Source organism: Brevibacterium ihuae (assembly GCF_900184225.1).
GTDB classification, from domain to species: Bacteria; Actinomycetota; Actinomycetes; order Actinomycetales; family Brevibacteriaceae; genus Brevibacterium; species Brevibacterium ihuae.
In genome coordinates, this window is sequence record NZ_FXWZ01000002.1 from 256,278 (window position 1) to 280,065 (window position 23,788).

The following is a 23,788-nucleotide window of genomic DNA, read 5'->3' on the forward strand; positions in this document are numbered from 1 at the left end:
AGCGGGCACGAGGAGAGGGGCTGCGGTGGCACAGTCGATCGATGACTCCGCCGGATCGGCGCGACGATCGCGCGGATTCTCGCGCCTGGCCTGGTGGACCGCCCGGAGTCAGCAGACCCCGCAGCATCCCAAGGCGCTCGCACCCCTGCTCCAGGCCGTCGCGCACAACCACCCCAAGGCCGACGTCGACATCGTGCTGCGCGCCTACCGGGTGGCGGAGAAGGCCCACGAGGGCCAGATGCGCAAGAGCGGCGTCCCGTACATCACCCACCCCGTGGCCGTCGCGACGATCCTCGCGGAGATCGGCCTGACCCCGACCACGCTCGCGGCCGCCCTCCTCCACGACACCGTCGAGGACACCGACTACGGGCTCGAGCAGCTGCGCGCCGACTTCGGCGACGAGATCGCGGTCATGGTCGACGGGGTGACCAAGCTCGACAAGATCGAGTACGGACAGGCCGCGCAGTCGGAGACCGTGCGCAAGATGATCGTCGCGATGTCGCGCGACATCCGGGTCCTCGTCATCAAGCTCGCCGACCGCCTCCACAACGCCCGCACGTGGAAGCACGTGCCGGCGGCGTCGAGCCGGAAGAAGGCGACCGAGACCCTCGAGATCTTCGCCCCGCTCGCCCACCGGCTCGGCATGAACACCATCAAGTGGGAGCTCGAGGACCTGTCGTTCCAGGTGCTCTACCCCAAGGTGTACTCCGAGATCGTCCGGCTCGTCGCCGAGCGGGCCCCCGAGCGCGAGAAGTACCTCGGCATCGTCTCCCGCGAGCTCGGGTCCGAGCTGCGCGAGTCGCACATCGACTTCACGATCTCCGGCCGGCCCAAGCACTACTACTCGATCTATCAGAAGATGGTGGTCCGCGGCCACGACTTCGCCGAGATCTACGATCTCGTGGGCGTCCGGGTGCTCGTCGAGACGGTGCGCGAGTGCTACACCGTGCTCGGCCTCGTCCATGCGCGGTGGTCCCCGGTGGCCGGGCGCTTCAAGGACTACATCGCGATGCCGAAGTTCAACATGTACCAGAGCCTCCACACCACGGTGATCGGACCCTACGGCAAGCCGGTGGAGATCCAGATCCGGACCCGCGAGATGGACCGGCGCGCCGAGTTCGGCGTCGCCGCCCACTGGAAGTACAAGGACCGCCGGCGCGTCGACCCCGTGACGCTCACCGGCTCCGTGGACCGCACCGCGAAGGTCGGCGACTCCGGCGAGGTCGACCAGGTCGCGTGGCTGCGCCAGCTCCTCGACTGGCAGCGCGAGACGAGCGATCCCGACGAGTTCCTCGACAACCTCCGCTTCGAGGTGAATTCGAAGGAGGTCTACGTCTTCACTCCCAAGGGGGACATCGTGTCGCTCCCGGCGGAGTCGACGCCGGTCGACTTCGCCTACGCGGTCCATACCGAGGTCGGCCACAAGACGATGGGAGCGCGCGTCAACGGACGGCTCATCGCGCTCGACACCGCACTGTCCAACGGCGACGTCGTCGAGGTCTTCACCTCGAAGGACGAGAACGCCGGGCCGAGCCGCGACTGGCTCGCCTTCGTCAAGAGCCCGCGCGCCCGGAACAAGATCCGGCAGTGGTTCTCCAAGGAGCGCCGCGAAGAGGCCATCGAGTCCGGCCGCGACCAGCTCGCCCGTGCGATGCGCCGGCACCGGCTGAGCGCGGAGAAGCTCATGAGCCAGGAAGCGCTCGTCGTCGTCGCCAACGAGCAGCGGCTCGGCGACGTGGCCGGGCTCTATGCCGCGATCGGCAACGGCACGATGTCAGCCGCACACGTCGTCGACCTGCTCGCCAAGGAGGTCGCGGGCGAGGAGACCGAGGAGTACCGCGCGCCGACGAATCCCCGGGGCCGGTCGAGCGGCCACCACTCCTCGACGACGGGCGTGCTCGTCAAGGGCGCCGACGACATCCTCGTCAAGCTCGCCCGCTGCTGCACCCCCGTGCCCGGCGACGACATCGTCGGCTTCGTCACCCGGGGGGCCGGGGTGTCGGTGCACCGGGCGGACTGCTCGAACGTCGCGAGCCTCACCCGCGAGCCGGACCGGATCGTCGAGGTCGAATGGTCCGGGCACTCCTCGGGGGTGTACCTCGTGCAGATCCAGGTCGAGGCGCTCGACCGGGCCGGCCTGCTGTCCGACATCACCAAGGTCCTCACCGACAACCACGTCAACATCCTCTCCGCCTCGGTCGCCACCTCGAAGGCCCGCGTCGCGCAGTCGCGGTTCGTGTTCGAGATGGGCGACGCGAACCACCTCGACACCGTGCTCGCCGCCGCCCGGCGCGTCGACGGGGTGTTCGACGTCTACCGCATCACCGGCGGCTGAGACCCGCGCCGCCCGGCGGTCCGAACGCGCGGGCGGCGATCCGCCGCACCGCCCGCAGGTGCGGTCTGCGGTACTGCAGCCCGAGGTAGGCGAGGAAGTCCCGGCGCTCCGCCGCGGACACCTGCGCCGCGGTGCGGCGCAGCCGGGCGACCGCCGCGTCCTCGTCCTGCGCGTCCTCCCGGGCGAGGAGCACGAGGTCGTAGAGCGTCCGGTTCGGCGCGGTCACCGGGATGCCCGCGACGCGGGCGAGATCATCGCCGGTCACCCACCGCTCATAGGTGATCCACGGGTCGTCCGCGCGCCGCACCCGGCGACGGCTGCGGGTCGTGTACTCGAGCGTCGTCGGGCCGGTGCCCACGCCCCACCAGACCCAGTGGGCCGAGTGGTGGGACAGCACGAGGCCGCGCGGACCGGGCCGGTCGAGCGCCCGCGCGCGGAGCTCTGCGTCGACCCGGGTCCCGACCGGCACCCAGCAGGCGTCGGTGAGGCGGAACACGAGGCCGTCGAGGGTGAGGTCCATGAGCTCGGCGTAGTCGAGGGGCTCGCCGACCCGGAGCAGATCGTCCATTCCGCCATCCTCATCGGGCGGCCGGCCCGGGGCAACGGTCGGCCGCGCGCTGTGGACGACACGGCGACGCCCGCTCCGTCCGGGTGTGGACGGAGCGGGCGTCAGGAGCCGTGCGCGCCGGGTGTCAGCCGAGCTGCTCCGCGGTCCGCGACACCTGGTCGTACCAGGCGCGCCGGGCCTCGAGCGCGGTGCGGGCCTCGGCGATGCGCTTCTCGTCGCCGCTCGCCTCGGCCCGGGCGAGGTCGTCCTCGAGACCGGCGATCGCGGCCTCGAGCTGGGCGAGCATGCCCGAGGTGCGGTTCCGGGTCTCCGGATCGGTGCGCTTCCACTCGGCGTCCTCGGCGGCGGCGAGGGCCCGCTCGACCTCGCGCAGGCCGCCCTCCATCCGCGACACGTCGGCCCGCGGGACCTTCCCCGCGTCCTCCCACGCCTCCTGGATGGTGCGCAGCTCGCGCTTCGCGGCCGCCGGGTCGGTGATCGGCAGGAGCGCTCGCGCTCGGGCGAGGAGCTCCTCCTTGACGACGAGGTTCTCGCCGTAGGCGGCGTCGATCGCCTCGTTCTCCTTCTCCCGGGCGGCGAAGAACACGTCCTGCGCCCCGCGGAACCGGGCCCACAGCGCGTCGTCGTCCTTGCGGCCGGCGCGCGGAGCGGCCTTCCATCGGTCCATGAGCGCGCGGTACTGCTGGGCGGTGCCGCGCCAGTCGGTCGAGTGCGACAGCGCCTCGGCCTCCTCGACGAGCTTCGCCTTGATCCGCTTGCCTTCCGCATTGCGCTTGTCGAGATCGGAGAAGAACTCGCGGCGATGCCGGTCGAAGGTGTTGCGGGCCTTCGAGAAGCGACCCCACAGCTCCTGGTCCTGCGCCCGCGGCAGCCGCGGGGAGTTCGCCTGGATCGACTTCCACTCGTCGAAGAGCGCGGCCATCCGGGCCCCGGAGCTCTTCCACTGCACGCGGGCCGGATCCGTGCCCGCGATCGACTCCGCCTCCTCGACCACCGCGGTGCGGCGGGCCAGCCCCTCGGCGCGCGCGGACTCCCGCTCCTTCGCCTGGGCGGCGGCGGTGCGGGCGGCGGACTCCTGGATCCCCTCGAGCCGAGCGGCGAGCGCGGCGAGGTCGCCGACCACCGCGGCCTCGGCGAGGGCGGCCTGCTGATTCCTCGCCGAGGCGCGGATCGAATCCCCGGAGGCGCCCGCCGCGAGCCGCTCCTCGAGGAGCGCGGCGGCGTCGACGAGATCGAGGTACTTGTGCGCGTAGTACTCGAGCGCCTGCGCCTCGCTCGCGTCGGGGTACTGTCCGACGGCCCGCTCGCCGTCCGCGGTGCGGACGTAGACGGTGGTGTCCCCGCCGACGCGACCGTGCTCGACCGCCGCGGCGACGGCCGCCGTCCGATCGGCCTGGGGTGCTGCCGCCGCCGGGGTCCGCGGGGCCGCCGGGCGGCGGCCGGCGAGGGCGGACGGGCTCGGCGCCGGGCGCGGGCCGGGACGGGGTGCAGGTGCGGGCGGGTGCTGGGCGGAGCCGTCGGTCATCTCGGTACCTTGTCTTCGCGTCGGTCGAATCACGGGTGATCACTCGACGATGGGCAGAACACCCCCAGCATATCCACGCTGGGCCCGGGGAGGGGCGCGTTAGACTGGCATCCATGGAGATCACCGCCGTGAGCGCCGAGCTGCTCGACGTCAACTGCTATGCCGTGGCCGCTGACGGCGACGCCGGTCCGCGCGAATGCATCCTCGTCGATGCAGGGTTCGACTGCGCCCCCGACCTGGCGCGCGTGCTCGCGGAGTTCGAGTGGACGCCGGTCGCCGTGCTCCTCACCCACGGCCATCCGGATCACATCCTCGGGCTGCCCGGCCTGCTCGCGGCGTTCCCCGGGATCGAGGTCCTCATCGGGGAGCCGGACCACTACCGGCTCGTCGATCCCGCCTCGACGGTGTCGGCGCAGCTCGCCGCCGTCGTCGCCCCGCTCGTCGGCAGGTGGACCGCTCCCGAGGCGCGCACCGTGACCGGCACGGAGCCGTTCACCCGCGCCGGGCTCACCATCACCCCGGACCCCGCCCCCGGCCACACCGAGGGCTCGACCCTGTGGCGGGTCACGGACCCCGGGGGAGAGGGGGACGCCGCCGAGGTGCTGTTCACCGGGGACGTCCTGTTCGCCGGATCGATCGGCCGGACGGACCTCGCCGGGGGCGACCCGCAGGCGATGGAGCGCACCCTGGCGCACATCTCCGGACTCCCCGACACCCCGGTGCTGCCCGGTCACGGCCCCGTGACCCGGCTGTCGCACGAGCTGCGCACCAATCCGTACCTGTAGAAGGAGACCCCCGCACATGGCCCAGGCCGCACGACTCTCGGGATTCCCGGAATGGCTGCCCGCCGACCGGATCGTCGAGGAGCGCGTCATCGACCTGCTCAAGCACACCTTCGAGCTCAACGGCTTCGCCGCGATCCACACCCGCGCGGTCGAGCCGATCACCGCGCTCGCCAAGGACGGCGAGATCGACAAGGAGGTGTTCGCCGTCTCGCGCCTCCACGCCGAGCCCGGCGATGCGAAGACCCCGCTCGGGCTCCACTTCGACCTCACCGTGCCCTTCGCCCGGTACGTCGTGGAGAACGCCGGCCATCTGCCGTTCCCGTTCAAGCGCTATCAGATCCAGCCGGTGTGGCGCGGGGAGCGCCCCCAGGACGGGCGCTACCGCGAGTTCCTCCAGGCCGACATCGACATCGTCGCCGAGGACACCCTCGCCGAGCACTTCGAGGTCGAGGTGCCGCTCGTCATGGCCCAGGCGTTCGGGGAGCTCGCGGAGCTCGGCGTGCCCGGCGTGCGCATCCTCGCGAACAACCGCAAGCTCATCGAGGGCTTCATCCGCGGGATCGGGCTCACCGACATCACCGCGGTGCTCCGATGCATCGACAAGCTCGACAAGATCGGCCCGGCCAAGGTGGCCGCGCTCCTCGCCGAGCAGGCCGGGGCGGACGAGGGCCAGCAGCGCCGGCTCCTCGAGTTCGCCGCGATCGAGAGCACGACGAGCGCCTTCGCCGACGAGGTCACCGCGCTCGGCGTGAGCGATCCGCTCCTCGACGAGGGACTCGAATCGCTCGCCCGGCTGCTCGACGCCGCCCACCGCCGACAGCCCGGTACCGTCGTCGCCCAGCTCAAGATCGTGCGCGGCCTCGACTACTACACCGGCTCGGTCTACGAGACGCAGCTCATCGGCCACGAGGCGCTCGGCTCCGTGGCGTCCGGCGGACGCTACGACTCGCTCGCGACGAACGGGAAGCGGACCTTCCCCGGCGTCGGGATGTCGCTCGGCGTGTCCCGCCTGATGTCCCGACTCGTCGGGCGCGACCGGATGGTCGAGGCGACCCGGGGCGTGCCGACCGCGGTGCTCGTCGCCGTCACCGAGGAGGAGGGCCGGGAGGCCGCCGTCGACATCGCCTCGCGGCTCCGGTCCCGGGGCATCCCGGTCGACGTGGCGCCTGCGGCGAGCCGCTTCGGCAAGCAGATCCGGTTCGCCGAGCGCCGGGGGATCCCCTACGTGTGGTTCCTCGACGGGGAGACCGGGCACGAGGTCAAGGACATCCGCTCGGGGGAGCAGGTGAGCGCCGATCCGGCGCTGTGGACCCCGCCGGCCGAGGACCTCTGGCCGACCGTGCGCACCGTCACCGCCGGGCGCTGAGCGGACCGGCCGGGCGCGGCTCCGGATCGGGCGCGAGCGAGCCGTCCGGGGCGATGTGGTCGAAGATCTCGCTCACCATCGTCACCACGTGCGGGTCGTCGACGACGTAGACGATCCGGCGGCCCTCGCGGCGCGAGGACACGAGTCCCGCGAGCCGGAGCTTCGCGAGATGCTGCGACACCGCCTGGACGCTCGCACCGGAGGCGTCGGCGAGCCCGGTGACGTCCGACTCGCGCTGCACGAGGAACCACATGATGAGCAGGCGGGTCGAGGAGGACAGCATGCGGAAGGTCTCGGCGGCGACGTCGATCTGCGCGCTCGTCGGCGGCTCGTGCCCGCCGGCGGTGCCCCCCGGTGCATCGCGCGGGGCCTGCTNCGCCTGCTCATCATGTGGTTCCTCGTGCAGCGCGAGTCGGCGGCTCGTGCCCGCCGGCGGTGCCCGCCGGTGCATCGTGCGGGGCCTGCTCCGACCCGGTGCCCCGGTGCCCGATCGCCATCTGTCCTCCTCCTGTCGGCCCGTCCGCGTCGTCCGGGCGGGACGCCTCAGCGTCTATCATGGGTCTCTGGCGCACACCCATTCAATCCTAAGGAGCTACCGCAGTGCTGAGAACCCACGAGGCGGGCACGCTGAGTGCCTCGGACGTCGATTCCACCGTCACCCTCACCGGCTGGGTCGACCGGCGCCGGGATCACGGAGGCGTCGCCTTCATCGATCTGCGCGACGCCTCGGGCATCGTGCAGGTGGTCGTGCGCGAACAGGACGCGGATCTGCTCCGCAACGAGACCGTGATCAGGGCGACCGGCACGGTCTCCGCACGGCCGGAGGGCAACGCCAACCCCAACCTGCCGACCGGTGAGATCGAGATCGTCGACACCGAGGTCGAGGTGCTCGCCGCGGCTGCGGCGCTCCCGTTCCAGGTGTCCGACCACGCCGAGGACTCCGGACACGTGGGGGAGGAGACGCGCCTGCGGTACCGCTACCTCGACCTGCGCCGGTCGGGTCCCGCCGCCGCGCTCCGACTCCGCTCCGCGGCCAACCGCGCCGCCCGGGCGGTGCTCGACGAGCACCGCTTCCTCGAGGTCGAGACGCCCACGCTCACCCGCTCCACCCCGGAGGGCGCGCGCGACTTCGTCGTGCCGGCCCGCCTGCGCCCGGGCAGCTGGTACGCCCTCCCGCAGTCCCCGCAGCTCTTCAAGCAGCTCCTCCAGGTCGCCGGCCTCGAGCGCTACTACCAGATCGCGCGGTGCTACCGCGATGAGGACTTCCGGGCCGACCGGCAGCCGGAGTTCACCCAGCTCGACATCGAGGCCTCGTTCGTCGAGCAGGACGACGTCATCGCGCTCGCCGAGGAGATCCTCGGCGCGCTGTGGAAGCTCATCGGCCACGAGATCACCACCCCGATCCCGCGGATCACCTACCACGAGGCGATGGCGCGCTACGGCACCGACAAGCCCGACCTCCGCTTCGCACTCGAGCTCACCGAGCTCACCGAGTTCTTCGCCGACACCCCGTTCCGCGTGTTCCAGGCCCCCTACGTCGGCGCCGTGGTGTACCCCGGCGGCGGCTCGCTGCCGCGCCGCCAGCTCGACGGCTGGCAGGACTGGGCCAAGCAGCGCGGGGCCAAGGGCCTCGCCTACGTGCTCATCCAGGAGGACGGCACGCTCACCGGCCCGGTCGCCAAGAACATCTCCGAGGAGGAGAAGGCAGGGCTCGCCGCGGCCGTCGGCGCGAACCCCGGCGACGCGGTGTTCTTCGCCGCCGACACCCCCGGTGCGGCGCGCGCGCTGCTCGGCGCGGCGCGGCGCGAGATCGCAGCGCGCACCGGCCTCATCGACGCGGACGCCTGGTCGTTCGTGTGGGTCGTCGACGCACCGCTCTTCGAGTCCGCCGACGACGCAGAGGCGGCCGGCGACGTCGCGGTGGGCTCCGGCAGCTGGACCGCCGTGCACCACGCGTTCACCGCGCCCAAGCTGGAGTTCATGGACACCTTCGACACCGATCCCGGGTCCGCCCTCGCCTACGCCTACGACATCGTGTGCAACGGCAACGAGATCGGCGGCGGATCGATCCGCATCCACCGCCCGGACGTGCAGGCGCGCGTCTTCGACGTCATGGGCATCGGCGCGGAGGAGGCCCGAGAGAAGTTCGGCTTCCTGCTCGACGCGTTCAGCTTCGGCGCCCCGCCCCACGGCGGCATCGCCTTCGGCTGGGACCGGATCGTCAGCCTGCTCGCCGGGGCCGACTCCATCCGCGAGGTCATCGCCTTCCCCAAGTCCGGGGGCGGCTACGACCCGCTCACCGACGCCCCGGCGCCGATCACCCCCGAGCAGCGCGCAGAGGCGGGCGTCGACTTCGACCCCGAGGCCGAGGACGGATGACCGACCTCTTCAGCCAGGCGGGCGTCCCGGACTCCTCCGGGGCGCCCGCCTCGTCGGTCCTCGATCCGCTCGCGGTGCGCATGCGGCCGCGCACGATCGAGGAGATCGTCGGGCAGGACCACCTGACGTTCCCCGGCTCGCCGCTCCGGCAGCTCGTCGGCGCCCGCGCCGGCGACAAGGCCGGGGCGAGCTCACTGCTCCTCTGGGGTCCTCCCGGGGTCGGCAAGACGACGATCGCCCACGTCGTCTCCCACTCCTCGGACCGGCGGTTCGTCGAGCTCTCGGCGATCACCGCCGGGGTCAAGGACGTGCGCCGCGTCATCGAGCAGGCCCGGAACGACCGCGACCTCCACGGCCGCACGACGGTCCTCTTCCTCGACGAGATCCATCGCTTCTCCAAGGCCCAGCAGGACGCGCTGCTCCCCGCGGTGGAGAACCGGCTCGTCGTCCTCATCGCCGCGACGACGGAGAACCCGTCGTTCTCCGTCATCGCCCCGCTCGTCTCGCGCTCCCTCGTCCTCACCCTGCGCCCGCTCACCGACGAGGGGATCGGCGTGCTCGTCGACCGGGCGCTCGACCACGAGCGCGGACTCGCCGGCACGTACCGGGTCGACCCCGCGGCGCGCCGGGCGATCATCGCGCTCGCCTCCGGCGACGGCCGCCGCTCGCTCACCGTGCTCGAGGCCGCCGCCGCGATCGCCGGCGCCACCGCTCGGGAGGACGACGAGGAGTCCGTCCCGCTCATCACCGCCGATCACGTCGGCGACGCCGCGGATCGCGCCCTCGTCCGCTATGACCGGGCCGGCGACCAGCACTACGACGTGATCTCCGCCTTCATCAAGTCGATCCGCGGCTCCGATCCCGACGCCGCCCTCCACTACCTCGCCCGGATGATCGCCGCGGGGGAGGACCCGCGCTTCATCAGCCGCCGGGTGGTGATCGCCGCCGCCGAGGACATCGGCATGGCCGATCCGCAGGCGCTGCCGATCGCGGTGGCCGCGCAGACCGCCGTCGAGCGGATCGGGATGCCCGAGGGGCGGATCCCGCTCGCGGAGGCCGTCGTCTATCTCGCCTGCGCGCCGAAGTCGAACGCCGCCTACCTCGGGATCGACCGGGCGCTCGCCGACATCCGGGCCGGGAAGGCCGGCGAGGTCCCCCTCCATCTGCGCGATGCGCACTACCCCGGGGCCGAGGCGCTCGGCCACGGCGCGGGATACCGCTACGCCCACGACTACCCGCACGGCGTCGCCCCGCAGGAGTACCTGCCGGAATCGCTCGCCGGAACGCGCTACTACGAGCCGACGACGAACGGCGCCGAGTCGCGGATGGGCGAACGGCTCACCGCGCTGCGGCGGATCCTCGGCCGCCCCGAGGACTGACGCCCGCGGGACCGGTGCCCGGCGTTTGGCCGCACCCGTGCCGCGGTGAGGGTGTGGAGACATGGATTCCGCACAGCAGACCTCCGCACCCACCACCGACTCCCGGACCCTCGAGGTCGACGTCCTCGTCATCGGCTGGGGCAAGGGCGGCAAGACCCTCGCCCGGAGCCTCGGGAGCAGCGGCACCCGGGTCGCGCTCGTCGAGCAGTCGGAGTCGATGATCGGCGGCACGTGCATCAACGTCGCCTGCGTTCCGACGAAGACGCTCATCCACCAGGCGGCCATGAGGCCCGAGGACGCCGCGCCCGCCGACTGGTTCACCACCTCCGTCGAGGCCCGCGATGCGCTCATCGGGAAGCTCAACGCGCGGAACCGCGAACTCGTCGAGGAGGCCCCCGACGCGGTGATCGTCATGGGGACGGCCGCGTTCGTCGATCCGCACACCGTCGAGGTGACGCAGGGGGAGGACCGGATGCGCATCGTCGCGGGGACGATCGTCGTCAACACCGGCACCGTGCCGGCCTCCCCGCCGATCCCCGGCGCCGACTCTGCCCGGGTGTACGACTCGACGACACTCCAGCACGCCGATCCCTTCCCCGAGCGGCTGGTCATCGTCGGCGGCGGGTACATCGGGCTCGAGTTCGCCGGGATGTTCGCCGGATTCGGCGCCGAGGTCACCGTCGTCGACCCGGGGGAGAGGATCCTGCCCCGGGAGGACGAGGACGTCGCGGCCGGCGTCGCCGAGCACCTCGGGTCCGCCGGCGTGACCTTCCGCCTCGGGTCGGGCGTGAGCGCGATCGAGGAGACCGCCGACGGGGTCGACGTGCGCACCGAGGACGGCGGGACCGTCGCCGCCGACGCCGTCCTGCTCGCCGTGGGACGCAGCGCCACGACCGCGGACCTCGGACTCGACCGGGCCGGCATCGAGGTCGACGACCGCGGCTTCATCCGCGTCGACGACACCCTGCGCAGCGTGTCGGCCGACCATGTCTTCGCCGTCGGCGACATCAACGGCGGGCCGCAGTTCACCTACGTCTCCCTCGACGACAACCGGATCGTCGCCGATCAGCTCAGCGGGTCCGGCGAACGGCGCCGCAGCGACCGGGTCGCGGTGCCGAACACGATGTTCCTCACCCCGCCGCTGTCGCGGGTCGGCATCAACGAGCAGCAGGCGCGCGAGGAGGGCCGGCGCGTCCTCGTCGCTGCGAAGCCCGTCGCCGCGATCGCGGCGATGCCGCGCCCCAAGATCCTCGGCAACCCGACCGGGATGATCAAGGTCGTCGACGACCCGGACACCCGCGAGCTGCTCGGTGCGACGGTGTGGTGCGTCGACTCCCAGGAGGTCATCAACCTCCTCGCGCTCGCGATGCGGGCCGGGGTCACCGTCGACGCCCTGCGCGACGGGATCTGGACGCATCCGTCGAGCACCGAGGCGCTCAACGAGGTGCTCGGGGAGCTCGCGCCGCTCGCGGACTGACCGGATTGGACGGCGCCCCGGCACCGCACTAGAATGGTCGATTGCTGTGCCTGCACCCAGAAGGCGGTCGGCACCGGAGCGCTCGCTCCGGTCGCCCTCTTTCCCAGCCCGGGAAACAGCCGTTCCGGACCCGGTCGAGCACCGCCCGCACCCGCGGCGGATCCGCCCGGAGCACACACTGCGAACCGAAAGGTCACCCATCCATGTCCGCACCCGCACGTGATCGCCGCCAGGTCCGCCTGTCGCGCGCCCTCGGCCTGCCCCTGACCCCGAAGGCCGAGAAGTACTTCGAGCGCCGCCCCTACCCGCCCGGCGAGCACGGCCGTGCCCGCCGTCGGAACGACAGCGACTACTCGGTCCGCCTCAAGGAGAAGCAGCGCCTGCGCGCCCAGTACGGCATCCGCGAGGCCCAGATGCTCAAGACCTACAAGGAGGCCAAGCGCCTCCCGGGTCTGACCGGTGAGAACATCGTCGAGCTCCTCGAGATGCGCCTCGACGCCCTCGTGCTCCGCGCCGGCTTCGCGCGCACCATCGCGCAGGCCCGCCAGTTCGTCGTGCACCGTCACATCTGCGTCGACGGCCAGCGCGTCGACCGTCCGTCTTTCCGCGTCAAGGAGGGCCAGATGGTCCACGTCCACGAGAAGTCCGCTCAGATGGATCCCTTCCAGGTGTCCGCCGCCGGTGCCCACCGCGATGTCCTGCCGGCCGTCCCGGGCTACCTCAAGGTCGATCTCGAGTCGCTCCAGGCCACCCTGCTCCGTCGCCCCAAGCGCGACGAGGTCCCCGTGACCTGCGACGTGCAGCTCGTGGTCGAGCACTACTCGCGCTGATCGCGCACACCGCCCAGGCGACTGCCCGGCCCCCTGCGGGGAGCCGGGCAGTCGCCATTCAGGCGGTGTCCTTTCCACTAGACTTGCCCAGGATGTGCACCGCCCGCCCGGCGCGGGCCCCGACCCCCTGCGGACACCGCGGGACGAAAGGCCAGGAATGAAGACAGCAGAGATCCGACGGCGCTGGCTCGCCTACTTCGAGGGCAAGGACCACGCGGTGGTGCCCTCGGCGTCGGTCATCAGCTCGGACCCGTCGATCCTGTTCAACATCGCGGGCATGGTCCAGTTCATCCCCTACCTCACCGGCCGCGAACCCGCCCCGTGGAAGCGTGCGACGAGCGTGCAGAAGTGCGTGCGCACCCAGGACATCGAGGAGGTCGGCCAGACCACCCGCCACGGCACGTTCTTCCAGATGAACGGCAACTTCTCCTTCGGCGACTACTTCAAGGAGGGGGCCATCCGGTTCGCGTGGGAGTTGCTCACCGCACCCGAGGACGCCGGCGGCCTCGGCTTCGACCCCGATCGCCTGTGGGCGACGGTGCACCGCGACGACGCGGAGACCATCGACCTGTGGCTCGCGAACACCTCGATCCCCGCCGAGCGGATCCAGACCCGCGGCAGCGAGGACAACTTCTGGCACACCGGGCAGCCGGGACCGGGCGGCTACTGCTCGGAGATCTACTACGACCGCGGCCCGGCCTACGGCGCCGAGGGCGGACCGGTCGCCGACGAGGACCGCTACATCGAGATCTGGAACCTCGTGTTCATGGAGTTCGCGCTGTCCGCCGTCCGGTCGAAGGTCGACTTCGACATCGCCGGCGACCTCCCGGCGAAGAACATCGACACCGGCATGGGACTCGAGCGCGTCGCCTTCCTCAAGCAGGGCGTCGAGAACATGTACGAGATCGACGAGGTCTTCCCCGTCATCGCCGCCGCGAGCGCCCTCGCCGGCAAGGAGTACGGCGCCGACCACGCCGACGACGTCCGGATGCGCGTCGTCGCCGACCACGTGCGCTCCGCCCTCGTCATCATCGGCGACGGGGTGCGCCCCGGCAACGAGGGGCGCGGATACATCCTGCGCCGCCTGCTCCGCCGCGCGGTGCGCGCGATGCACCTGCTCGGCGTGAGCGAGCCGGTGCTGCCGCACCTGCTCCCGGTGTCCAAGGACGTCATGGCCGAGTCGTACCCGGAGCTCGACACCGACTTCGACCGGATCTCGCGCATCGCCTACGCCGAGGAGACCGCCTTCCGCCGCACGCTCGAGTCCGGCACCCAGCTGCTGACGAACGCGGTGGAGAAGGTCGGCTCCGGCGGGACGATCGGCGGCGACGTCGCCTTCGCCCTCCACGACACGCACGGCTTCCCCATCGACATGACGCTCGAGATGGCCGCCGAGCAGGGCGTCGAGGTCGATGCGGAGGGCTTCGCGGCCCTCATGGCCGAGCAGCGCACCCGCGCGAAGGCCGACGCGAAGGCGAAGAAGGGCGGCCTGCAGGCGGACCTGTCCGCATTCTCCGCGCTCCTCGAGTCCGGTCCGACCGAGTTCGTCGGCTACGACAACCTCAGCACCGACTCGCGGATCCGCGGGCTCGTGTCCGGCGGCACCGCGGTCGACACCGCCGGGGTCGGCGACACCGTCGACCTCGTGCTCGACGTCAGCCCGTTCTATGCCGAGTCCGGTGGCCAGAAGGCCGACGTCGGCATCATCCGCGGCGACGGCTTCACCGCGCGCGTCGTCGACGTCCAGAACCCGATCAAGGGCCTGCCCGCCCACCGCGTCGAGGTGCTCGAGGGCGAGATCGCGGTCGGGCGCGACGTCCGCGCCGAGGTCGACGGCGGGCATCGCTTCGCCGCCGCCCAGGCGCACTCCGCCACCCACCTCGTGCACGCCGCGCTCCGCGAGATCCTCGGCTCCAACGCGGTGCAGGCCGGCTCGCTCAACCAGCCCGGCTACATGCGCTTCGACTACTCGTTCCCGGAGGCGCCGAGCCAGGCCGCGCGGGCCGAGATCGAGGACGCGGCGAACATCGCGGTGCGCGACAACCTCGAGGTGAGCTACGAGCACCTGCCGTTCGAGGACGCGAAACGCTCCGGCGCCCTCGCGCTGTTCGGGGAGAAGTACCCGTCCGTCGTGCGCGTCGTCGACATCGGCGGCCCGTTCTCGCGCGAGCTGTGCGGCGGCACCCACGTGTCGCGGACCACGGAGATCGGCCCGATCTCGGTGATCTCCGAGGCCTCTGTCGGCTCCGGCACCCGCCGCATCGAGGCCTCGGTGGGCCTGTCTGCCTTCCGCGAGCTCGCCCGGGAGCGCACCATCCTCCAGTCGCTGTCGGACCTCCTCAAGGTCCCCGGGGCCGACGTCCCCGGGCGCGTCGAGTCGCTGCTCGCCCGGATCAAGGAGGCCGAGCGCACGATCGCCGCCCTCAACCAGGAGAAGGTCCTCGGGGCCGCCCAGGGGGCGCGCGCCGCCGCCCGCCCGATCGGCGGGGTGACCTACTCCGGCACCGCGCTCGGCGACGTGTCCGGGGCCGGGGACGTCCGCTCCTTCGTGCTCGACGTCCGCAGCCGGTTCGGCTCCGAGCCCGCGGTCGTCGCCGCGGTGGGAGTGGCCTCCGGCAAGCCGAGCGTCGTCATCGCCGTCACCGAGGCGGCCCGGGACACCGGGCTGCGGGCCGGCGACCTCGTCAAGGTCGCCTGCGGCGAGCTCGGGGGCGGCGGCGGAGGCAAGCCCGACCTCGCTCAGGGCGGCGGCTCCGACCCGAGCCGCATCGACGCCGCGCTCGACGCGGTGGCCCGGGCGCTCGAGACCGCCTGATGGCCTTCCGCCGCGGACGCCGGCTCGGGATCGACGTCGGCAGCGTGCGCGTCGGGATCGCCCAGTGCGATCCCGACGGCATCCTCGCCACTCCGCTCGACACCGTCTACCGCCGCGACGGGGACCCGGCGGCGCTCGCGCGGATCGCCGCCCTCGTCGCCGAGGTCGACCCGCTCGAGCTCGTCGTCGGGCTGCCGCGGTCGCTCGACGGGACCGAGCGGGCCTCGGCCCGCACCGCCCTCGACTTCACCGCGCAGATCGCCGCGGCCACCGGCCTGCCGGTCCGCCTCGTCGACGAGCGCTTCAGCACCGCCGAGGCCCACACGGTGCTCCAGGCGGTGGGCCGCAGCGCGCGGAAGCGGCGCGAGATCGTCGACGCGGTGGCCGCGGTTGTTATCCTGCAGAGTGCAGTAGACCACGAGAAGCGCACCGGCGAGCCCGCAGGTTCGGTGCTGCGCTCCCAGTCGGAGGATCCGCATGTCTGAGGTGCACGAGATCACGAGCGACGAGGGTCTGAGCCGCGCCGAGCGCCGGGCCAAGGCGCACCGGCGGATGATGCGCAGGCGCCGCACGACGATCTTCGCGATCGTCGCGGTGCTCGTGCTCGGCGTCGGCGGGTTCGCGGCGGTGAGCACCGCCGGGGGAGTGATGAGCGAGCTGTTCGGCGACTCCGGGGACTACGAGGGCGAGGGCGGCGAGACCGTCGTCATCTCGGTGCTCCCGGGATCCTCGGCCACCGAGGTCGCGAACCAGCTCGTGCAGGAGGACGTCATCAAGTCCTCCCGCCCGTTCCTCGACGAGATCGAGCGCCGCGAGGTGACGATTCCGGCCGGCGATCTCGCCCTGCGGAAGCAGATGAGCGCGGCGGCCGCGGTCGAGGCGATCGTCAACCCCGCCGCCCTGCAGACCATCGCGGTGCCCGAGGGATTCCTCGTCGCCGAGATCGAGACGCGGATGATCGAGTCGGGGATGGACGAGGACGCCGTCGTCGCCGCGCTCGAGGACCGCATCCCCGCGGACTACGGCCTCGAGGTCGACGCCCCGAGCCTCGAGGGGTACCTCTACCCGGCCACCTACGAGATCCGCCCCGGCATGACGCCGGAGGAGATGGTGCAGGAGATGGTCGACCGGACGAAGGACGAGATCACCGACCTCGGCATCCCGCTCGAGGACGTCAACGAGGTCTTCACGCTCGCCAGCCTCGTCGAGATCGAGGCGCCCGGCGACGAGGAGGTCCGCCGCCAGGTGGCCCGCGTGTTCCTCAACCGGATCAGCGACCACTCGCAGACCAACGGCCTGCTCCAGTCCGACGCCACCGTCCACTACATCTTCGGCTCCCGGCCCGATGCGAGCACCACCGCCGAGGAGCGCGCGAGCGACGACCCGTACAACACGTACAAGCACCCCGGTCTGCCTCCCGGACCCATCAACTCGCCGAGCCGGGGCGCGGTCGATGCCGCGCAGAACCCCGCCGACGGCGACTGGCAGTACTTCGTCGCGACGAACCCGGACACGGGGGAGACCGCGTTCGCCGAGACGTACTCCGAGCACCAGCGCAACGTCGAGAAGTACCGCGAATGGCTCCGCGGACGCGATGACGGCTGAGCCCGGGAGCGCGATCCGGATGCGCGCCGCGGTCCTCGGCTCGCCCATCGCCCATTCGCTGTCGCCGACCCTCCACCGGGCCGCCTCCGCGGCGCTCGGGCTCGCAGGCTTCGAGTACGGACGGTTCGAGGTCGCCGAGGAGGCGCTCCCCGCGTTCCTCGCCGCGCATCCCGAGCACGTCGGCTTCTCCCTGACCATGCCGCTCAAGCACGCGCTGCTCCGGCTCGCCGCGGAGCATGACTGGGAGATCGACCCCGAGGCGGCGCGGACCGGCGCCGGGAACACCCTCGTGCGCCATGCCGACGGGACCCGCCGCGTGCTCAACACCGATGTGGCCGGGATCGTGCGCGCGCTGTCCGATGCGGGCGTCGCCCCCGCCGCCCCCGGCACCCGCACCGCGGCGGTGCTCGGCGGCGGGGCGACCGCGGCCTCGGCGACGGCCGCCCTCGCCGAGCTCGGCGTCGCCGACATCGCCTTCGCGGTGCGCAGCGCCGCCCGCGCCGCCGACGTGCTCGCCCTCGCCGACTCCCTCGGGATGGGTGCGCGCACCATCGCGCTCGACGCCTGGGAGCCCGGCGCGACCGACCTCGCCGTCTCGACCCTGCCGGCCGGGGCGCTCGCAGGGGTGCCCGTGACCTGGCCGGAGAGCTTCGACCGTCCCGCGGCGCTCCTCGACGTCGCCTACGCCCGTGCCGAACCCGACCTCCTCTCCGCCTTCGCGGCCCGCGGGGGAACCGCGGTCCCCGGAACCCGGATGCTCGTCCACCAGGCCGCCGAGCAGTTCCGCGTGTTCGCGGCCGCCGTCGGCGTCGAGCTCGGCGACCGGCACCGCCGGATCGTCGATGCGATGCTCGCAGCGCTCCCGGAAGCGCCCGCCGCCCGCTGAACCGCCACCCGATCGACCAGGAGGAAGAGTGTCCGAACCGCTGTCGCTCGTCGCGAGCCTGAGCATCACCGTGATCGCCTCGCTGGCGGTGAGCGCCTGGATCTGGCTCCGGTTCCCGCACCTCATCGACGACGAGGCCGGGCTGCGGCTGCTCCGCGGGGTGAACTCGATGGACCGGCCGAGCGGCCTCGTCACCGCGGTGCTCACCTCGGTGGGCGCAGTCATCGCCTGGCTCGCCGCGTTCATCGCCCCGTCGTTCCTCGGCCGCACCGGTGCCGATGCCCCGCTCCTCGCGGCCTTCGGGCTGTTCGCCGGGGCGACCGGCTGGCTGTTCTGGATCGACACCGCGATCCGCCGCCTGCCCAACCGGATCGTGCTGCCGATCACCTTCGCCGCGCTCGTGCTGTTCGTCGTCTCCGTCGTCATCGGCGTCACGCGCGACACCGGCGACGCGCCCGGGATGTGGGCGGCCGGGGCGACGCCGGCGATCCACGGCCTGCTCGGCGGGTTCGCCGCACTTCTCTTCTTCCTCCTCCTCGCCCTCCTCGCCCTGCGAATGCGGCGCACCGGGATGGGCGGCGGCGACGTCAAGCTCGCGGTGATCGTCGGCATGCTGCCGGGTGCGCTGAGCCTCGGCAGTCCGCTCATCGCGCTCCTCGTGATGAATGTGTCCGCGCTCGTCCACGTGCTGTGGGCGGTCGGCACCGGCCGGGCCCGCTGGGGGAGCGCCATCCCCTTCGGTCCGCACATGCTGATCGGCACGTGGACGGCGGTCATCGCGGGACCGCTGCTTTTGTAGACTTGGGAGAATGTTGAGATGGCTTACAGCAGGCGAGTCCCATGGCGAGGCGCTCGTCGGCATCCTCGAGGGGCTCCCCGCCCACGTCCCCGTCACGCGCGCTGACGTCGCCGCTGCGCTCGCCCGCCGCCGGCTCGGTTACGGTCGCGGAGCCCGTATGAAGTTCGAGGCCGACGAGGTGCGGCTGCTCGGCGGCGTGCGCCACGGCGCCACCCTCGGCGGCCCCGTCGCGATCGAGGTCGGCAACACCGAATGGCCCAAGTGGGAGACGGTGATGAGCGCCGACCCCGTCGCCCCCGAGCTGCTCGCCGAGCAGGCCCGCAACGCCCCGCTCACCCGGCCCCGGCCGGGACACGCCGATCTCGTCGGGATGCAGAAGTACGCCTGGGACGAGGCGCGTCCGATCCTCGAGCGGGCCTCGGCCCGCGAGACCGCGATGCGGGTGGCGCTCGGCGCGGTCGCCGTGAACTTCCTCCGCGAGCTCGGCATCGAGCTCGTCTCGCACACCGTCTCGATCGGCCCGGTGTCCGGCACCGGCGACGAGGCGCTGCCGACCCCGCGCGACGTCGAGGCCCTCGACACGGACCCGCTGCGCTGCTTCGACGCCGATCTCTCCGCCCGGATGATCGCCGAGGTCGACGACGCGAAGAAGTCCGGCGACACCCTCGGCGGCGTCGTCGAGGTCATCGTCGAGAACGTGCCGCCCGGCCTCGGCTCCCACGTCCACTGGGACCGGCGCCTCGACAGCCGCCTGGCGGCCGCGCTCATGGGCATCCAGGCGATCAAGGGCGTCGAGGTGGGCGACGGCTTCGCCACCGCCGCCCGGCGCGGGTCAGCCGCCCACGACGAGATCGTCTCCCACGACGGTGCGGTGACGCGCGCGACCAACCGCGCCGGCGGCACCGAGGGCGGGATGTCCACCGGCGAGCAGCTGCGGGTGCGGGCCGCGATGAAGCCCATCGCCACCGTGCCGCGCGCGCTCGCGACGATCGACGTGAGCACCGGCGAGGCGGCCAAGGCCCACCACCAGCGCTCGGACGTGTGCGCGGTGCCGGCGGCCGGCGTGGTCGCCGAGGCGATGGTCGCGCTCGTCGTCGCGGAGGCGGTCGTCGAGAAGTTCGGCGGCGACTCGGTCGCCGAGACCCGGCGCAATCTGGAGTCCTACCTCGAGGCGATCCCGGCGGCGCTGCGCTCCGGACGATGACCGCCGAGCAGCCGCTGCCCCGCCCCGCGCCCCCGCTGCGGCCGAGGCCCGCGGCCCAGTCGCGGATCGCACTCATCGGTCCGCCCGCAGCGGGCAAGTCGACGATCGGTCGGCTGCTCGCCGACCGGCTCGGGCTGCCGATGACCGACACCGACGCGGAGATCGTCGCGCGCTACGGTCCGATCCCCGCGATCTTCGCCGAGCGCGGCGAGGCGCGGTTCCGCGAGATCGAGCGCGAGGTCGTCCGGCGCAGTCTGCGCCGCCTCCTCGACCGGCCCGGCGTGGTCTCGCTCGGCGGGGGAGCGATCCTCAACTCCGGGACCCGCGCCCAGCTCCTCCACCCCGCGATCCGCGTGGTGAGCATCGAGATCGATGCCCGCACGGCGGCCGCTCGGATCCATGGCTCCCAGCGGCCGCTGCTCGCCGGGGACGAGGACCCGCTCGAGCGCTGGCAGACGCTGCTCGCCGAGCGGCAGCCGCTCTACCGCGCGGTGGCGACCGTCACCGTGCCCGCCACCAATGGACCGCCCTCGACGATCGTCAACCGGATCGTCGACCTCCTCACCGGGCTCGAGCGGGCCGAGGCCTATGCCCGGTTCGCCGACGCCGAGCGCGACGGCGGACCCCCATCCACGACGACCGACGAAAGCAGGAGAGCATGACACCGACCACCCGCATCGACGTGAGCGCCGGAGGGGACTACCCGGTCCTCGTCGGGTCCGGACTGCTCGGCGAGCTCCCGGGCCTCATCGGCCCGCGCGCCCGCAAGGTGCTCGTGGTCCACCCGCGCGCGCTGCGCTCGACCGGCGAGGCGGTCCGCGAGGACCTCGCCGCGGCGGGGTACGAGGCGCTCTCGGCGGAGATCCCCGACGCCGAGGAGGCCAAGCACGTCCAGGTCGCGGCGTTCTGCTGGCAGATCCTCGGACAGAGCGACTTCACCCGCTCCGATGCGATCGTCGGCGTGGGCGGGGGAGCGGTGACCGACCTCGCCGGCTTCGTCGCCGCCACCTGGCTGCGCGGCATCCGGTTCGTCACCATCCCCACCACCGTGCTCGGCATGGTCGACGCCGCGATCGGCGGCAAGACCGGCATCAACACCGCCGAGGGGAAGAACCTCGTCGGTGCCTTCCACGCCCCGGCCGGCGTCCTCGTCGACACCGACACCCTCGCCACCCTGCCGGACAACGAGCTATTCACCGGACTCGCGGAAGCGGTGAAGTGCGGCTTCATCGCCGACGAACGGATCATCGAGCTCGTCGAGGAGACGCCCAAGGAGGCGATCGCCGACCACACCTCCGCGGTGCTGCGCGAGATCATCGAGCGCTCGATCCGCGTCAAGGCCGCGGTCGTGAGCGAGGATTTCGGCGAGGCGGGGCGCCGGGAGATCCTCAACTACGGGCATACGCTCGGCCACGCGATCGAGCTCACCGAGCGCTACCGGTGGCGGCACGGCGCCGCGGTGAGCGTCGGGATGATGTTCGCCGCCGAGCTCTCCGCGCTGACGAAGAACCTCCCGCAGGAGGTCGTCGACCGGCAGCGCGCGGTGCTCACCCGCCTCGGCCTGCCCGTGGGGTACCGCGGCGACAAGTGGCCGCAGCTGCTCGACGCGATGCGCCGGGACAAGAAGGCGCGGGGCTCGCTCATGCGCTTCATCGTCCTCGAGGGCATCGGCCGCCCGACCGTCCTCGAGGGGCCCGACACGAGCCTCCTCCATACGGCGTACCAGGAGATCGGCGAGCAGTCGCCGACGACGACGCTGCTCTGAGCCCGCCGCTTGCTAGAATCTGTCCCCGGTGCGTCGGATCGGCGCTCGCAACTCCCAATGGTGAAGGAGACCATGTGGCAACGACCAACGACCTCAAGAACGGCATGGTGCTGTCGATCGACAGCCAGCTGTGGCAGGTGCTCGAGTTCCAGCACGTCAAGCCGGGCAAGGGCCCCGCGTTCGTGCGGACGAAGATGAAGAACGTCCTCAGCGGGAAGATCATCGACAAGACCTTCAACGCCGGCACCAAGGTGGAGACCGCGACCGTCGACCGCCGCGACATGGAGTACCTCTACCACGACGGCACCGACTACGTGTTCATGGACTCGAAGGACTACGACCAGGTCTCGATCGATCCTGCGCTCGTCGGCGACGCCGCGAACTTCATGCTCGAGAACCAGAAGCTCCAGATCGCGTTCCACGACGGCACCCCGCTCTACGTCGAGCTGCCCGCGAGCGTCGAGCTCACCATCGCCCGCACCGAGCCCGGTCTCCAGGGGGACCGCTCGACCGGCGGCTCGAAGCCCGCGACCCTCGAGACCGGCTACGAGATCCAGGTGCCGCTGTTCCTCGAGGAGGGCGTCAAGGTCAAGGTCGACACCCGCTCCGGCGACTACCTCGGCCGCGTCAAGGAGTGAGTGCCCGCACGCGCGCCCGGCGGCGCGCTCTCGAGCTCCTCTTCGAGGCCGAGCAGCGCGAGCTGCCGGTCGCGGAGGTCGTTCGCATGCGCTCGAACGATCCGGACTACCCGATGAAGCCCTACGCCGTCGAGATCGTCGACGGCGTGGTCGCCCACCGGGACGAGATCGATGAGCTCGTCGAGACATACTCCCGCGGCTGGTCGCTCGAGCGGATGCCCGCCGTCGACCGGGCGCTGCTGCGGATCGCGGTGTGGGAGATGCTCTTCAACGACGAGGTCGACGACCCCGTCGCGATCAGCGAGGTCGTCGACCTCGCGCGGACGTTCTCCACCGACGACTCCCCGAAGTTCGTCAACGGGGTCCTCGACCGGATCCGCTCGGTCAAGCCGACACTCGGCTGAGCCAGCCCGTGAGCGCCCGGGTGAGGGCCTCCGGCTGCTCCTGCGCGACCCAGTGGCCGGCGTCGACGATCTCCTCGGTGAGATCGTCGCACGCCGCGCGCATCGGCTCGGCCGCGGTCGTCGTCAGCGTCGCGCACACCGCGTCCCAGCGCGCGTGGACGAACAGCGCGGGAACGGTGATCCGCCCGCCGGTCGGAGCGGCGGCGGCATAGGCCTCGTTCGCGCGGTTGTTGCGGTACCACGCGTTCGCGGCGGTGAAACCGGTGCGCTCGAGGGATTCCACGAGGGCCGCGAACTCCTCGGCGTCGAGCACCCGCGGGTCCGGCTCGCGGCGCGGCGGCCCGTCGGGGAACCAGCCGCCCCGGGCCTGCACGCTCGCGTTCGGCACCGGGCGCTCGAGGGCGCGCGGGCTGCCCGCCCGCATGATCGAGGCGAGGAGTCCGGGGACGTCGCGGTCGAACTCCGCCGCGAGCGCCTCGGGTATCCGGGCGTGTGCGACGAGATAGTCCCACTGCCCCAAGGGGTACTCCGCGGCCGGGTAGAGCCGGCGGTCGACGTGGTCGGCGAGCGAGGTGCCCGGCGGCACGTGCGGCACGCACACCCCGGCAACCCCGGCGAGCCGCTCCGGGTGATGGGTCGCGAGGTTCCAGGCGACGGGGGCGCCGTAGTCGTGGCCGACGACGAATGCCGGCCGCTGTGCCCCGTCAGTGACATGGTCGAGGAGCTCGATCATGTCCGCCACCGCCTCCTCGATCCGGTAGTCGGAGGGGTCCGGGTGGACGGTGGAACCCCCGTAGCCGCGCATGTCCGGCGCGATGACCCGGAAGCCCGCGGCGGCCAGCGGCTCCATCACCCGGATCCAGCTCCGTGCGTGCTCCGGCCAGCCGTGGACGAGCAGCACGACCGGGTCCGCGCTGCTTCCCGCCGCGAGGTAGGCCGTCGTGTGCCGGTCGGTGGTGTGCCGGTGGGCGGTGATGCCGGACGCGTCCATCGTGAGCTCCTTCGCCGTCGATGCGCCCAGCATAACC

The 23,788-nt window shown here is 72.3% G+C and carries 21 protein-coding genes; 17 read left to right on the forward strand and 4 right to left on the reverse strand.

Translation table 11 applies throughout. The annotated features are described in order from the left end of the window. Positions 1-85 precede the first annotated feature (85 nt). Positions 86-2,335, forward strand: coding sequence for a RelA/SpoT family protein (locus tag C1A17_RS01145; RefSeq protein ID WP_101651463.1), 2,250 nt, complete (start codon positions 86-88; stop codon positions 2,333-2,335). On the opposite strand, the gene C1A17_RS01150 is transcribed toward C1A17_RS01145, so the two are convergent. Further along, positions 2,322-2,903: a hypothetical protein gene (locus tag C1A17_RS01150; protein ID WP_101649928.1), complete on the reverse strand. Its 582-nt coding sequence runs from the start codon at positions 2,901-2,903 to the stop codon at positions 2,322-2,324. The two genes, C1A17_RS01145 and C1A17_RS01150, sit on opposite strands and share 14 nt — an antisense overlap. A 124-nt stretch (positions 2,904-3,027) precedes the next feature. Continuing rightward, positions 3,028-4,428, reverse strand: a complete 1,401-nt coding sequence (locus tag C1A17_RS01155; protein WP_101649930.1) for a DUF349 domain-containing protein — start codon at positions 4,426-4,428, stop codon at positions 3,028-3,030. Positions 4,429-4,541: 113 nt separating this feature from the next. Here C1A17_RS01155 and C1A17_RS01160 point away from each other — a divergent pair, with 113 nt between their 5' ends. Together C1A17_RS01160 and hisS are read left to right on the forward strand one after the other, a co-directional pair. Then, positions 4,542-5,213: an MBL fold metallo-hydrolase gene (locus tag C1A17_RS01160; protein WP_101649932.1), complete on the forward strand. Its 672-nt coding sequence runs from the start codon at positions 4,542-4,544 to the stop codon at positions 5,211-5,213. Between the two features lie 16 nt (positions 5,214-5,229). Next, positions 5,230-6,579 (forward strand): histidine--tRNA ligase, encoded by a 1,350-nt coding sequence (hisS, locus tag C1A17_RS01165; RefSeq protein WP_101649934.1) that lies wholly within the window; start codon positions 5,230-5,232, stop codon positions 6,577-6,579. Here hisS and C1A17_RS01170 read toward each other — a convergent pair. Beyond that, positions 6,563-7,030 carry a metalloregulator ArsR/SmtB family transcription factor gene (locus C1A17_RS01170; RefSeq protein ID WP_101649936.1) on the reverse strand — a complete coding sequence of 156 codons (468 nt, stop codon included), beginning with the start codon at positions 7,028-7,030 and terminating at the stop codon, positions 6,563-6,565. The two genes, hisS and C1A17_RS01170, sit on opposite strands and share 17 nt — an antisense overlap. 149 nt (positions 7,031-7,179) lie before the next feature. On the opposite strand from C1A17_RS01170, the gene aspS reads away from it, so the two are divergent. From aspS to nusB, 14 genes are all read left to right on the forward strand, one after another. Continuing rightward, on the forward strand, positions 7,180-8,958 hold the full coding sequence (gene aspS / locus C1A17_RS01175) for an aspartate--tRNA ligase (protein WP_101649938.1): 1,779 nt from the start codon (positions 7,180-7,182) through the stop codon (positions 8,956-8,958). After that, positions 8,955-10,337, forward strand: a complete 1,383-nt coding sequence (locus C1A17_RS01180; protein ID WP_101649940.1) for a replication-associated recombination protein A — start codon at positions 8,955-8,957, stop codon at positions 10,335-10,337. The genes aspS and C1A17_RS01180 overlap by 4 nt, the downstream gene beginning before the upstream one ends. 61 nt (positions 10,338-10,398) lie before the next feature. Next, entirely contained in the window at positions 10,399-11,814 is a 1,416-nt protein-coding gene (locus C1A17_RS01185) for a dihydrolipoyl dehydrogenase family protein (protein WP_101649942.1), read from the forward strand. 203 nt (positions 11,815-12,017) lie between these two features. Continuing rightward, entirely contained in the window at positions 12,018-12,644 is a 627-nt protein-coding gene (gene rpsD / locus C1A17_RS01190) for a 30S ribosomal protein S4 (RefSeq protein WP_101649944.1), read from the forward strand. Between the two features lie 157 nt (positions 12,645-12,801). Further along, positions 12,802-15,459: an alanine--tRNA ligase gene (gene alaS, locus C1A17_RS01195; RefSeq protein WP_101649946.1), complete on the forward strand. Its 2,658-nt coding sequence runs from the start codon at positions 12,802-12,804 to the stop codon at positions 15,457-15,459. Then, positions 15,456-15,944, forward strand: coding sequence for a Holliday junction resolvase RuvX (ruvX, locus tag C1A17_RS01200; RefSeq protein WP_101651465.1), 489 nt, complete (start codon positions 15,456-15,458; stop codon positions 15,942-15,944). Before alaS ends, ruvX begins: the two co-directional genes overlap by 4 nt. Continuing rightward, on the forward strand, positions 15,937-17,064 hold the full coding sequence (gene mltG / locus C1A17_RS01205; protein WP_101649948.1) for an endolytic transglycosylase MltG: 1,128 nt from the start codon (positions 15,937-15,939) through the stop codon (positions 17,062-17,064). Before ruvX ends, mltG begins: the two co-directional genes overlap by 8 nt. Next, positions 17,054-17,950 carry a shikimate dehydrogenase family protein gene (locus C1A17_RS01210; RefSeq protein WP_219618230.1) on the forward strand — a complete coding sequence of 299 codons (897 nt, stop codon included), beginning with the start codon at positions 17,054-17,056 and terminating at the stop codon, positions 17,948-17,950. The genes mltG and C1A17_RS01210 overlap by 11 nt, the downstream gene beginning before the upstream one ends. A 28-nt stretch (positions 17,951-17,978) precedes the next feature. After that, entirely contained in the window at positions 17,979-18,749 is a 771-nt protein-coding gene (locus tag C1A17_RS01215; protein WP_180953179.1) for a prepilin peptidase, read from the forward strand. A gap of 10 nt (positions 18,750-18,759) precedes the next feature. Further along, entirely contained in the window at positions 18,760-19,953 is a 1,194-nt protein-coding gene (aroC, locus tag C1A17_RS01220; protein WP_101649952.1) for a chorismate synthase, read from the forward strand. Beyond that, positions 19,950-20,615, forward strand: coding sequence for a shikimate kinase (locus tag C1A17_RS01225; RefSeq protein ID WP_101649954.1), 666 nt, complete (start codon positions 19,950-19,952; stop codon positions 20,613-20,615). Before aroC ends, C1A17_RS01225 begins: the two co-directional genes overlap by 4 nt. Continuing rightward, a complete protein-coding gene (gene aroB, locus C1A17_RS01230; protein ID WP_101649956.1) occupies positions 20,612-21,718 on the forward strand; it encodes a 3-dehydroquinate synthase in 1,107 nt (368 codons plus the stop codon). Before C1A17_RS01225 ends, aroB begins: the two co-directional genes overlap by 4 nt. A gap of 74 nt (positions 21,719-21,792) precedes the next feature. After that, a complete protein-coding gene (gene efp / locus C1A17_RS01235) occupies positions 21,793-22,356 on the forward strand; it encodes an elongation factor P (RefSeq protein WP_101649958.1) in 564 nt (187 codons plus the stop codon). Further along, the gene (gene nusB, locus C1A17_RS01240; RefSeq protein ID WP_101649960.1) at positions 22,353-22,760 is read left to right on the forward strand and encodes a transcription antitermination factor NusB; all 408 of its coding nucleotides are present in this window, start codon (positions 22,353-22,355) and stop codon (positions 22,758-22,760) included. The genes efp and nusB overlap by 4 nt, the downstream gene beginning before the upstream one ends. Here nusB and C1A17_RS01245 read toward each other — a convergent pair. Then, positions 22,741-23,751 carry an alpha/beta fold hydrolase gene (locus C1A17_RS01245; protein WP_180953180.1) on the reverse strand — a complete coding sequence of 337 codons (1,011 nt, stop codon included), beginning with the start codon at positions 23,749-23,751 and terminating at the stop codon, positions 22,741-22,743. The genes nusB and C1A17_RS01245 overlap by 20 nt on opposite strands. Between the last annotated feature and the right edge of the window lie 37 nt (positions 23,752-23,788).

What these genes read in the sequence shown, in the direction of transcription:
- C1A17_RS01150 (WP_101649928.1), bottom strand. Translation starts at nt 2,903, where the DNA reads ATGGACGATCTGCTCCGGGTCGGCGAGCCCCTCGACTACGCCGAGCTC.
- C1A17_RS01155 (WP_101649930.1), bottom strand. Translation starts at nt 4,428, where the DNA reads ATGACCGACGGCTCCGCCCAGCACCCGCCCGCACCTGCACCCCGTCCC.
- C1A17_RS01160 (WP_101649932.1), top strand. Translation starts at nt 4,542, where the DNA reads ATGGAGATCACCGCCGTGAGCGCCGAGCTGCTCGACGTCAACTGCTAT.
- hisS (WP_101649934.1), top strand. Translation starts at nt 5,230, where the DNA reads ATGGCCCAGGCCGCACGACTCTCGGGATTCCCGGAATGGCTGCCCGCC.
- C1A17_RS01180 (WP_101649940.1), top strand. Translation starts at nt 8,955, where the DNA reads ATGACCGACCTCTTCAGCCAGGCGGGCGTCCCGGACTCCTCCGGGGCG.
- C1A17_RS01185 (WP_101649942.1), top strand. Translation starts at nt 10,399, where the DNA reads ATGGATTCCGCACAGCAGACCTCCGCACCCACCACCGACTCCCGGACC.
- rpsD (WP_101649944.1), top strand. Translation starts at nt 12,018, where the DNA reads ATGTCCGCACCCGCACGTGATCGCCGCCAGGTCCGCCTGTCGCGCGCC.
- alaS (WP_101649946.1), top strand. Translation starts at nt 12,802, where the DNA reads ATGAAGACAGCAGAGATCCGACGGCGCTGGCTCGCCTACTTCGAGGGC.
- mltG (WP_101649948.1), top strand. Translation starts at nt 15,937, where the DNA reads ATGTCTGAGGTGCACGAGATCACGAGCGACGAGGGTCTGAGCCGCGCC.
- C1A17_RS01210 (WP_219618230.1), top strand. Translation starts at nt 17,054, where the DNA reads ATGACGGCTGAGCCCGGGAGCGCGATCCGGATGCGCGCCGCGGTCCTC.
- aroC (WP_101649952.1), top strand. Translation starts at nt 18,760, where the DNA reads ATGTTGAGATGGCTTACAGCAGGCGAGTCCCATGGCGAGGCGCTCGTC.
- C1A17_RS01225 (WP_101649954.1), top strand. Translation starts at nt 19,950, where the DNA reads ATGACCGCCGAGCAGCCGCTGCCCCGCCCCGCGCCCCCGCTGCGGCCG.
- aroB (WP_101649956.1), top strand. Translation starts at nt 20,612, where the DNA reads ATGACACCGACCACCCGCATCGACGTGAGCGCCGGAGGGGACTACCCG.
- C1A17_RS01245 (WP_180953180.1), bottom strand. Translation starts at nt 23,751, where the DNA reads ATGGACGCGTCCGGCATCACCGCCCACCGGCACACCACCGACCGGCAC.